General features: G+C 54.9%; 11 protein-coding genes. All 11 read left to right on the forward strand.

What is annotated here, in order from left to right:
• Positions 1-6: 6 nt before the first annotated feature.
• The 11 genes from hutX (at position 7) to ybaK (ending at position 11661) form a co-directional block, all read left to right on the forward strand.
• On the forward strand, positions 7-501 hold the full coding sequence (gene hutX / locus OGV82_RS01140; RefSeq protein ID WP_101743905.1) for a heme utilization cystosolic carrier protein HutX: 495 nt from the start codon (positions 7-9) through the stop codon (positions 499-501).
• Entirely contained in the window at positions 501-1124 is a 624-nt protein-coding gene (chuY, locus tag OGV82_RS01145; RefSeq protein ID WP_101743906.1) for an anaerobilin reductase, read from the forward strand. Before hutX ends, chuY begins: the two co-directional genes overlap by 1 nt.
• Before the next feature lie 50 nt (positions 1125-1174).
• On the forward strand, positions 1175-2167 hold the full coding sequence (locus OGV82_RS01150; protein WP_071259870.1) for a FecCD family ABC transporter permease: 993 nt from the start codon (positions 1175-1177) through the stop codon (positions 2165-2167).
• Complete coding sequence (locus OGV82_RS01155) at positions 2164-2934, forward strand: heme ABC transporter ATP-binding protein (protein WP_012133486.1); 771 nt, start codon at positions 2164-2166, stop codon at positions 2932-2934. Before OGV82_RS01150 ends, OGV82_RS01155 begins: the two co-directional genes overlap by 4 nt.
• Positions 2935-3141: 207 nt before the next feature.
• Positions 3142-4536 (forward strand): MFS transporter, encoded by a 1395-nt coding sequence (locus OGV82_RS01160; RefSeq protein WP_047458370.1) that lies wholly within the window; start codon positions 3142-3144, stop codon positions 4534-4536.
• 106 nt (positions 4537-4642) lie between these two features.
• A complete protein-coding gene (locus tag OGV82_RS01165; RefSeq protein ID WP_071259872.1) occupies positions 4643-5674 on the forward strand; it encodes a LacI family DNA-binding transcriptional regulator in 1032 nt (343 codons plus the stop codon).
• A gap of 10 nt (positions 5675-5684) precedes the next feature.
• A complete protein-coding gene (locus tag OGV82_RS01170; protein ID WP_370906247.1) occupies positions 5685-6668 on the forward strand; it encodes a nucleoside hydrolase in 984 nt (327 codons plus the stop codon).
• A 64-nt stretch (positions 6669-6732) separates the two neighbouring features.
• A complete protein-coding gene (locus OGV82_RS01175; protein ID WP_047458375.1) occupies positions 6733-7446 on the forward strand; it encodes an MgtC/SapB family protein in 714 nt (237 codons plus the stop codon).
• A 95-nt stretch (positions 7447-7541) separates the two neighbouring features.
• Positions 7542-10043: a copper-exporting P-type ATPase CopA gene (gene copA, locus OGV82_RS01180; RefSeq protein WP_047458381.1), complete on the forward strand. Its 2502-nt coding sequence runs from the start codon at positions 7542-7544 to the stop codon at positions 10041-10043.
• A 143-nt stretch (positions 10044-10186) separates the two neighbouring features.
• Positions 10187-10981: a TraB/GumN family protein gene (locus tag OGV82_RS01185; protein WP_047458383.1), complete on the forward strand. Its 795-nt coding sequence runs from the start codon at positions 10187-10189 to the stop codon at positions 10979-10981.
• Positions 10982-11181: 200 nt separating this feature from the next.
• Positions 11182-11661 carry a Cys-tRNA(Pro)/Cys-tRNA(Cys) deacylase YbaK gene (gene ybaK / locus OGV82_RS01190; protein WP_012133493.1) on the forward strand — a complete coding sequence of 160 codons (480 nt, stop codon included), beginning with the start codon at positions 11182-11184 and terminating at the stop codon, positions 11659-11661.
• Positions 11662-11690 lie beyond the last annotated feature (29 nt).

Below are 11690 nucleotides of genomic sequence, written 5' to 3' on the forward strand. Positions count from 1 at the left end.
TAACTTATGAGCCATGTCTCTTTACAGGATTTTTTGCGCACTGAGCCGGACGGAACGCTGGAAGCGATCGCCGCACAGTACAACACCACGCTTTTAGACGTGGTCAAAAACCTGCCCTCTCATATTCTGGTCAGCGGCGATAAATTCGATACCGTCTGGGACACCGTCAGCGAATGGGGCAAGGTCACAACTCTGGTGCACACCGCCGATGTCATTCTCGAATTTACCGGTGAACTGCCCTCCGGCTTCCATCGTCACGGTTATTTCAATCTGCGCGGTAAAAAAGGCATGACCGGCCATATCAAAGCGGAAAACTGCACGCACATCGCCTTAGTGGAGCGCAAATTTATGGGCATGGACACCGCGTCTATTCTGTTCCTCAACCAGGCGGGCAGCGCCATGTTTAAAGTCTTCCTCGGTCGCGACGAGCATCGTCAGCTACTGGGCGAACAGGTTGACGCCTTCCGCACCCTGGCTTCCTCTCTGAAGGAAAACGCCTGATGACGCCGTGGTTACTTTTCGGTGCCGGTGGTACGGGCGTGGGTGCCAGAACGCTTGAACTCGCGCTGGCGCAACAGCGCCCGGTCGTTGCCGTGATTCGTCACCCGGAAACCGCGGCCCTTTTGCAAAGCAAAGGCGTTCAGGTATTTATTGGCGATGCCTGCGACGCAAGCATCGTGTCCTGCGCCTGCCATGCCGCAGGGCCGCAGGCGCTTGTCATTTCATCAATGGGGGGAAACCAGGATTATCTGGCGCACAGAACCGTTATTGATGAAGCGGAAAAAGTGGGCATCAAACGCATGATTCTGGTGACGTCGCTGGGATGCGGCGACAGTTGGGCATTTTTATCCCCTCGCGCGAAAGCCGCATTCGGCCAGGCCGTGCGGGAAAAAACGCTGGCGGAAAGTTGGCTGCAAACCAGTCAACTGGATTATGCCATCCTGCGGCCTGGCGGTTTACTGAATGGCGATGCGACAGGTAAAGCGCAGCGCTACCAGGGACAGGAGTGCCACGGGTTTGTGATGCGTGCGGATGTCGCCGCCCATATTCATGAACTGGCCTGCGCGCCTGCGCTTAACAATCAGATCTACAGTCTGGTTGAGCCTGAACTAAAGCCGGTGTGATCCCCTCGCGGCGCGGACATCCGCGCCGCAATGACGTTATGGAGATTCGAGTGTTCAAGGATTCACTCTCTTCCCTCAGTGTATTGACGGGGCTTTCACTCTTGCTGATCGCACTGGTGCTGTTCGGCGCCAGCCAGGGCGCGCTGAACATCAGCTTCAGCGCGCTGTTTAACGAAGAGTACCGGGATATCTGGCTGAACATCCGTTTGCCCCGCGTTCTGTTGGCCGTGCTGGTTGGCGGCGCGCTGGCGACGGCGGGCGTGATCATGCAGGGACTTTTTCGCAACCCGATGGCCGATCCGGGGTTGCTCGGCGTCAGCAGCGGCTCTGCGTTAATGGTCGGCGTCGCGATCGTTTTCCCTCTTTCGTTGCCCGTCGTTCTGGCGCTCTATGAACAGATGATCTTTGCCGTCGCCGGCAGCGTGGTGGTCTGCGCGGTTATTTTTCTGATCAGCCTGCGCCACGCTCACGGCGGCATGATGCAACTGCTGCTGGCCGGGATTGCGATTAATGCGCTGTGCGGGGCGGCTATCGGCATACTGAGCTATGTTGGCGACGAACAGCAATTACGTCAGTTGACGCTATGGATGATGGGCAGCCTCGGCCAGGCGCAGTGGCCGACGCTACTGGTGGCCAGTTCGTTCGCGCTGCCCGCCATCGCCGCCACCGCCTGTCTTTCCGGGACGCTGAACCTGCTGCAATTAGGGGATGAAGAGGCACACTATTTGGGGATAAACGTAAAGCGTAAACGTCAGCAGCTGTTGTTGCTCAGCTCCCTGCTGGTGGGCGCTGCCGTTTCGGTAAGCGGCGTGATTGGCTTTATCGGTCTGGTGGTTCCCCATTTAATTCGCATGATCATCGGCGCAGACCATCGCTGGCTTATTCCCTGCTCTACACTTGCAGGGGCATGTTTGCTCCTGGTTGCCGACACGCTGGCACGCACGCTGGTACAGCCTGCGGAGATGCCGGTCGGCCTTCTGACCAGCCTGATTGGCGGCCCCTGGTTCCTGTGGCTCATTCTGAACAGCCGGAGGGTGGTATGATTGATGCCCAAAATCTGGTTTACAGCATTCATGGACGCCGTTTAACGGACAATGTTTCGCTGACTCTGCCTGGTGGTGAAATCGTCGCTATTTTAGGGCCGAATGGCGCCGGGAAATCCACGCTGCTGCGCCAGCTTACCGGGTATCTGAAACCCGACTCTGGTCGCTGTACACTTCTGGGCAAGCCGCTGACCGAATGGCCGCTAACGGAACTGGCGAAGACCCGCGCGGTAATGCGCCAGAACAGCCACATGGCGTTCCCGTTCAGCGTTCGGGAAGTCATTCGCATGGGCAGGCATCCTCATCGGACGCATAATCCACGCGATGAAACCGAGCACATCATGGCGTTGTGCGATTGCAGCCAGCTGGCCTCGCGTGATTACCGGCAGTTGTCGGGCGGCGAACAGCAGCGGGTACAGCTGGCGCGCCTGCTGGTTCAGCTCTGGGAACCCGAGCCCTCGCCCAAATGGCTGTTTCTGGATGAACCCACCTCCGCGCTGGATATTCACCACCAGCAGCATCTTTTCCGTCTGCTGCGCCAACTGGTGCGTGAACGACAGTTCAACGTCTGCTGCGTGCTGCACGATCTCAATCTTGCCGCACGCTATGCCGACCGGGTGGTGCTGATGGCAAACGGCCGCCTTATTGATAACGGCAGACCGCAGGAGGTGCTGAAACAACAGGCGCTGAAAACGCTTTACGGCGCGGATATCACGGTTTTAAACGATCCATCAAATCTCTCACCGCTGATCGTCCTCGATCGGTAAAACTTGCGGAGCATCGAATGCTGATGCTCCATTTTCTGTAACAATTGCCTGTTATAAGTGATCGCTTTCTCAATTCTGACTCTTTCAACTGGTCATTCTACGCGGGTAGATTTATTAATCTGCGGTAAAAATATAATATCTACGCGAGTAGAACACGAAGAGTATAAACCTGCGACTTATGTCGACAGCTAACTTCAAGGAGTTCTTATGAACACGCATTCATCCTCTGTTCCCCTGACGGACGGCCAACAGGCAGCTCAGGAACGACTGGAAACCCCCGAGGGGCGCCGCGAATTCTGGCGAGCGACATTTTCCTGCTGGTTAGGCACGACAATGGAATATGCCGATTTTGCGCTGTATGGCCTCGCCGCAGGCATTATCTTTGGCGACGTCTTTTTTCCTGAAGCCACACCAGTTATGGCGCTACTTTCCAGCTTCGCCGCCTATTCCGTCGGGTTTATAGCACGCCCCATCGGCGCGCTGTTGTTCGGCTGGATAGGCGACCGTCATGGCCGGAAGACTGTCATGGTTATCACTATCGGGTTAATGGGTATGTCGACCATGTTGATCGGTTTAATTCCCAGCTACGCCCAGATTGGCGTTTGGGCGCCGGTATGCCTGGTCATCTTACGATTTTCCCAGGGGCTGGGCGCCGGGGCAGAGCTTTCAGGCGGCACCGTCATGCTCGGTGAATATGCCCCAGTTAAGCATCGCGGACTGGTCTCCTCGATTATCGCTCTGGGCTCAAATAGCGGAACATTGCTGGCTTCTTTAGTCTGGCTCATCGTACTGCAAATGGATAAAGACACCTTGCTTAGCTGGGGATGGCGCATCCCTTTTCTTTGCAGCTTCCTCATCGCCGCCGCCGCACTGTTTATTCGCCGCCATATGCGTGAAACGCCCGTCTTTGAGCGTCAAAAAGCACTCCTGCAAGCCGAGCGAGAGAACGCGCTTCGCCAGGGTCAGGAGATGCAACAGTATGACACCCGTAGCTTCTGGCAACGCACCAGAGCGTTCTGGACCATGGTCGGATTACGCATCGGCGAAAATGGCCCCTCCTATCTGGCCCAGGGATTCATCATTGGCTATGTTGCCAAAGTGCTGATGGTTGATAAATCTGTCCCCACTGTTGCGGTATTTATCGCCTCTATTCTGGGATTTGCCATTATTCCGCTGGCGGGTTGGCTTTCTGACCGGTTTGGCAGACGTATCACTTACCGTTGGTTCTGTCTGCTACTGATTCTGTACGCATTTCCGGCATTCATGCTGCTGGATTCTCGTGAACCGTGGATTGTTATCCCGACGATCATTACCGGAATGGGGCTCGCTTCACTGGGCATTTTCGGTGTTCAGGCTGCATGGGGCGTTGAGCTTTTCGGTGTGACCAACCGTTATACTAAGATGGCTTTCGCAAAAGAGCTGGGGTCCATTATGTCTGGCGGTACGGCGCCACTTGTCGCCTCGGCGCTGCTCTCATTTTACGGACACTGGTGGCCTATCGCCGTCTATTTCACCCTGATGGCCGCAATTGGGCTGGTGACGACTTTCTTCGCGCCAGAGACTCGTGGGCGGGATCTCAACTTGCCCGAGGATGCAATTTGAGGCCAGAGAACGTGAGGTGCGCGTTCTTTACCAAAGATTTTTGGGTCATAACGCCTTATGCTGTCTGGAAAAAAGATCACTCTGAACTCAATCAGGTAGGTGCCTTGTGACCCAATCACATTCACAACGCGTAACACGTTCTGATGTTGCAAAAGAAGCGGGAACATCTGTCGCTGTTGTCAGTTACGTTATTAATAACGGTCCGCGCCCCGTCGCCGAAGCGACCCGACAGCGCGTATTGCAGGCCATAAAAAAAACCGGTTATCGACCTAATGGTATAGCGCGCGCCCTGGCTTCAGGCAGCACGCAAACCTATGGACTCATTGCGCCAGACATCTCTAACCCGTTTATCGCCTCAATGGCGCATGCCCTGCAACGTGAAGCATTTTCTGATGGGAAAGTGCTCCTGCTGGGCGATGCGGGCGACAACAGCGGACGTGAGCGTGAACTGATTAACAATATGCTAAACCGTCAGGTCGACGGGCTTATCTATACCAGTGTTGACCGGCATCCCTATATTGAGCTGATTCAGGAGAGCGGAACCCCCTGCGTCATGCTGGATCGCGTGGACCCTGGGTTGAATGTCAGTGTTATTCAGGTAGATGAACAACTGGCGGCCTGGCAGGTGACGAAGCATCTGATTGATCACGGTTACCGCGATATTGGCATTATTTGTGGTCCGCGTGAAATGTTGAACACCCAGGATCGTATCCGGGGATGGCAGCTAGCGCTGGAAGAGTCATCGCTAATTATCAACCCCTCCTGGATCTTTTCGACTAACTATACCCGCGCCGGAGGTTACGAGGCGACAAAACGCATGTTGCAAGGTAAACCACCGCGCGCGCTGTTCGCAACCAACGAACAGCAGGCGCTTGGCTGTTTACGCGCTCTGGCAGAACAAGGATTACGCGTTCCACAGGATGTGGCGCTGGTCTGCTTTAACGCAACACAAGAATCGGCTTACAACGTACCTTCCCTGACCGCCGTCCGACAGCCTGTCGACAAAATGGCTCGTGCGGCAATTGATATGTTGAAAAACTGGGATGGAGAAGTTCGCCGCGTTGAATTTGAGTTTTTTTTACGAGTGGGAGAGTCGTGTGGCTGCCAGGGACATGAAGTACAACCTGAAACCAGATAAAAATAAATCTATGCGCGTGATTATCGACTGCGATCCGGGTAATGGCATTCCCGGCGCCAATATCGATGACGGCCTCGCGCTGGCACTCGCCATTGCCGCGCCGCAAATCTCTCTGGAGATGATCACAACGGTGGCTGGTAATACACCGGTAGAAATCGGATATGCAGTAGCCAAAGATTTCGTTCAACAATTAGGTGTACCCGTTTCTGTCTACCGTGGCGCCGCACGCGCGCTCAGAGAAGATCCGCAGCCCTGGCGGGAAAAGCTTGATCATGGTGTAGACCAATATGGCTTACGCCAACTCTGGGCTGACGTCCCCGTTCCGCAGGCATACCAGGCCACGAAGCCTCTTGCGCCTGAGGCGATAGGTGAGCTGATATGCAATAACCCCGGTGAGATAACGTTGGTCGCAACAGGCCCACTCACCAACGTCGCCATTGCTCTACAGCTCTATCCGCAGCTCGTTCATGCGGTGAAGAATATCGTGATCATGGGCGGAGTATTCAATGTTCCTGGCTACCTGAAAGACACTAATTTTGGCCTTGATCCAGAAGCAGCTCATGCCGTACTCACCAGCGGTGCGCCGGTCACATTGGTTCCGATGGATGTCACGACAAAAACCCAAATGCTTCATACCGATTTGGATCGTCTGGCTGCGGCAGAAAACGTTCTTGGTCGCTATCTGGAGAAAACCATTCGCCCGTGGATCACCTACTCTATGCAGACCCGCAATCTGCCTGGCTGCTGGATCCACGATGTTCTGACGATCGCCTGGTTGCTTGATCCCTCGCTCGCCGCAACGACAGAAGACTTTCTGGACGTCTCGCTTGAAGGCCTTACTCGTGGTATGACCTGTCGTTATGGACGTGACACATTACGCCTGGACGTGGGAATACCCGAGCCCAAAGGCGCGATGATAAAAATTCTACAGACTATCGATAACCATCAACTTCTTTCGCTGATTGAACACTACATCCATCGCTACGGCGCATAGCGATGCTGCACAGAAAAAGAAGATATTCGCGCAGTGTGTAAGGTTATGTTTTTCTGGAGGAAAAATGAATACGTTAGCACTCATCCTCTCTGGTGAAGGAGAACCAATTTTAATTACATTATGCAAAATTTGCGTCGCTTTTTTCCTGGGAGGAATCATCGGGCTTGAAAGAGAATCAAAGGGAAAGCCTGTCGGGTTTAAAACATGTGTGATTATTTCAGTAGCCAGTTGTGCCCTGACCATTGTTTCGATTCAATCTGCGGAGTATTACGCTGAGATTTCAATGAATATCCGTAGCGATCCTATGCGCCTGGCCGCACAAATCATCAGTGGCGTGGGTTTTCTCGGTGCCGGGGTTATCCTCCATCGCCATGATGATGCGATATCCGGGCTAACAACCGCAGCTATCGTCTGGGCTTCTGCTGGCATAGGAATTACCAGCGGAGCCGGTTTTTATCTTCATGCCCTGCTTGCCACAGGGTTATTTCTGCTGGCTATAAAGCTCAGTTATTTTGTGATCTTTTTACAAACAAAAAACCAGCTCCCCGGCAAAGTAAAAATCCGCATTATTCTTGACGAAAAATCAGGGCTACAAACGCTGGTAGAAAGTATTAATCAGCAAAAAAGCATTATTGAGACCATTACTATCCGCGATGTAAAAAAGGGAAAAATAGAGGTCAACCTTAAGGTTGTGATCAGAAAAAAAATAACTCTGCCCGAACTGTACAGCAACCTTTCTACGCTCGAACACGTCTGCGCTATCGCGCTGGAACACTGAAAAACACGAGTATAAAACAAACTTCTTGACCTTCCCCTTGATGGAAGGTTTACCCTTTATCACAGTCAGTTAATCCAGTCATAAAGGAGTGTGTTATGTCTCAAACTATCGACCTGACCCTGGACGGTCTGTCCTGTGGTCACTGCGTCAAACGCGTGAAAGAAAGTCTTGAACAACGTCCTGACGTTGAACAGGCGGACGTCACGGTAACCGAAGCGCACGTTACCGGCAGCGCCAGCGCCGAAGCGCTTATTGAAACCATTAAACAAGCCGGTTACGGCGCGGAGTTAAGCCACCCAAAGGCTAAACCGCTGGCGGAGTCATCAATCCCGTCGGAAGCACTGACAGCGGTTCCCCCTGAGCTTCCGGCAGCGACGGTCGATGATGAAAGCCAACAGTTGCTGTTAAGCGGCATGAGCTGCGCCAGCTGTGTTTCCCGGGTGCAAAACGCATTGCAAAGCGTACCGGGCGTCACACAGGCACGGGTAAACCTGGCGGAACGCACTGCGCTGGTAATGGGCAGCGCGTCCGCCGCAGATTTAGTGCAGGCGGTAGAGAAAGCAGGCTACGGCGCAGAAGCGATCGAAGATGATGTTAAACGCCGCGAACGCCAGCAGGAAACCGCACTCGCTACCATGAAACGCTTCCGCTGGCAGGCGATTGTCGCGCTGCTGGTCGGCGTGCCGGTAATGGTCTGGGGGATGCTCGGCGATAACATGATGGTCACCGCCGATAACCGCAGCCTGTGGCTGGCAATCGGCCTGGCGACCCTTGCCGTGATGGTTTTTGCGGGCGGACACTTCTACCGCAGCGCATGGAAAAGCCTGATGAACGGCACCGCCACGATGGATACGCTGGTGGCGCTCGGCACCGGGGTGGCCTGGCTCTACTCGATGAGCGTCAACCTGTGGCCACAGTGGTTCCCGATGGAAGCGCGGCATCTCTATTATGAAGCCAGTGCGATGATCATCGGTCTGATCAACCTCGGACACATGCTGGAAGCCCGCGCGCGTCAGCGCTCTTCTAAGGCGCTGGAAAAATTGCTCGACTTAACCCCGCCAACGGCGCGCGTGGTCACTGATGACGGTGAAAAAAGCGTACCTCTGGCGGATGTACAGCCGGGCATGTTGCTGCGTCTGACCACCGGCGACCGTGTGCCGGTAGACGGTGAAATCACTCAGGGTGAAGCCTGGCTGGATGAAGCGATGCTCACTGGCGAACCGATCCCGCAGCAGAAAGGCGAAGGCGACAGCGTTCACGCCGGAACCGTGGTGCAGGACGGCAGCGTGCTATTTCGCGCAAGCGCAGTCGGCAGCCATACCACTCTGTCGCGCATTATTCGCATGGTGCGCCAGGCACAGAGCAGCAAACCGGAAATCGGTCAGCTTGCCGATAAAATCTCCTCGGTGTTCGTGCCAGTCGTGGTGGTGATTGCCCTGGTGAGCGCAGGTATCTGGTATGTCTTTGGGCCGGCGCCGCAAATTGTTTACACGCTGGTGATCGCCACCACCGTCCTGATTATCGCCTGTCCGTGTGCGTTGGGCCTGGCGACACCGATGTCGATTATCTCTGGCGTCGGGCGCGCCGCTGAATTTGGCATCCTGGTACGCGATGCCGACGCGCTGCAACGCGCCAGCACGCTGGACACCGTGATATTTGATAAAACAGGTACGCTGACGGAAGGTAAACCGCAGGTCGTCGCCATCAGGACATTTGGCGATACCGATGAGGCGAGCGCCTTACGTCTGGCGGCCGCGCTGGAACAAGGCTCCAGCCACCCGCTGGCGCACGCTATCCTGGAAAAAGCCGCCGACGCCGCCCTGCCTCAGGTGAATAACTTTCGGACGTTACGTGGCTTAGGCGTTAGCGGCGAAGCGGACGGGCATACGTTGCTGTTAGGCAATCAGGCGCTGCTGAATGAACAACAGGTTGTCACGACCGCAATGGACGCTGAAATTTCAGCACAGGCTTCTCAGGGGGCAACGCCCGTATTGCTGGCGATTGACGGAAAAGCCGCGGCGCTGCTGGCGATCCGCGATCCGCTGCGTAACGACAGCGTCGCAGCGCTTCAGCGCCTGCACCGCGCCGGGTATCGTCTGGTGATGTTAACCGGGGATAACCCGACCACCGCCAACGCCATTGCCAAAGAAGCCGGGATTGATGAGGTGATCGCGGGCGTGCTGCCGGACGGTAAAGCCGATGCGATTAAACGTCTGCAAAGTCAGGGGCGTCAGGTCGCAATGGTCGGCGATGGCATCAACGACGCACCGGCGCTGGCGCAGGCGGATGTCGGCATCGCGATGGGCGGCGGCAGCGACGTGGCGATTGAAACTGCGGCGATAACCCTGATGCGCCATAGCCTGATGGGCGTAGCTGACGCGCTGGCCATCTCACGGGCGACTCTGCGAAACATGAAGCAGAACCTGCTCGGCGCGTTTATCTATAACAGCATCGGCATTCCCGTTGCCGCCGGGATTCTGTGGCCGTTCACCGGCACGCTGCTTAACCCGGTTGTGGCAGGCGCGGCAATGGCGCTTTCCTCAATTACCGTGGTGAGCAACGCCAACCGGTTGTTGCGCTTTAAACCAAAAGAATAAGGCGCCTGCGCTAACGCTTATCCGGCCTACGCAGCACTCTCATCGTAGGCCGGATAAGACGCTTTTGCGTCGCCATCCGGCATTTCACGCATTGCACCTTCCAGAGCCACACGCTAGCATGGTTTTCCACTAAGGGAGGGCGTATGGATCTGTTATACCGGGTAAAAGCGTTATGGGCTGCACTGCGCGGCAACCATTATACCTGGCCTGCCATCGACATCATGTTACCCGGCGATCGCTGTTTTCATCTTGTGGGCAGTATTCACATGGGAACGCGCGATATGGCCCCCCTTCCGGCAAAACTGCTTAAAAAGCTCAGGCAGGCGGACGCGCTGATTGTTGAAGCCGATGTTTCAGGCAACGATTCGCCTTTTACCGACCTGCCTGCCTTTGCCGACCTGGATGAGCGAATTAGCGACGAGTTACGTCAGCGCCTGCATAAAATCACCCATGAACTGGGCATTTCCCCTTCTCTCTTTTCAACCCAGCCGTTATGGCAAATTGCCATGATATTGCAGGCGACTCAGGCGCAACAACTGGGGCTGCGACCGGAATACGGTATTGATTACCAGTTGCTGAAAACGGCAAAACAGGCGCAAAAACCGATCATCGAACTGGAAGGCGCTTCCAGCCAGATCGATCTGCTGTGCCAGCTCCCTGATAACGGACTGGCGCTACTGGATGATACCCTGACGCACTGGCATACCAACGCCAGACTGCTGCAACAGATGATGAGCTGGTGGCTGAAATCGCCCCCGCAGAATAATGCTATTTCGTTGCCGAATACTTTCAGTCAGTCGCTGTATGATGTGCTGATGCATCAGCGAAATGTCGCCTGGCGGGAACGTCTGCATGCCATGCCGCCGGGTCGGTATGTCGTGGCGGTCGGCGCACTTCATCTTTACGGGGAAGGCAATTTGCCTGCGCTAATGCGTTAAAAAAATGGCCAATATTTCTATTGGCCCGTCAAAGAGGAATTTCATCGTTATTATTATGCCAGGACGTAGCGCCCTGATTATGTCGATTGTCGCTCAAAGTCACCATCCTGCCAATACTATTGCGCAAGATGGTACTATTTTTTAGACCACCATCAGGCGTATGCTTTAAGGGTATTTTGTCTGGGCCAGGAATAATTGCTATGACACCCGCCGTAAAATTACTCGAAAAAAACAACATTACTTTTCAGATCCACGCCTACGATCACGATCCGTCAGAAACCAATTTTGGCGATGAAGTGGTGCGCAAATTAGGCCTGAATCCTGATCAGGTTTACAAGACGCTGCTGGTTGCCGTAAACGGCGATATGAAGCACCTGGCGGTCGCGGTAACGCCCGTTGCCGGACAGTTGGATTTGAAAAAAGTAGCGAAAGCGCTGGGGGCTAAAAAGGTCGATATGGCCGATCCGATGGTCGCCCAACGGACGACAGGTTATCTGGTCGGCGGCATCAGCCCGCTGGGGCAGAAAAAACGGCTGCCGACGCTGATTGACGCACCGGCCCAAACGTTCGCCACCATTTATGTTTCCGGCGGCAAACGCGGGCTGGACATCGAGCTGGCGGCGGGCGATTTAGCCAAAATTCTGGATGCGAAATTCGCCGATATCGCTCGCCGGGATTAAGCGATTTTAGAATGATTGCCTGATGGCGC

Source organism: Citrobacter sp. CK191 (genome assembly GCF_030333435.1).
GTDB classification, from domain to species: Bacteria; Pseudomonadota; Gammaproteobacteria; order Enterobacterales; family Enterobacteriaceae; genus Citrobacter_B; species Citrobacter_B koseri.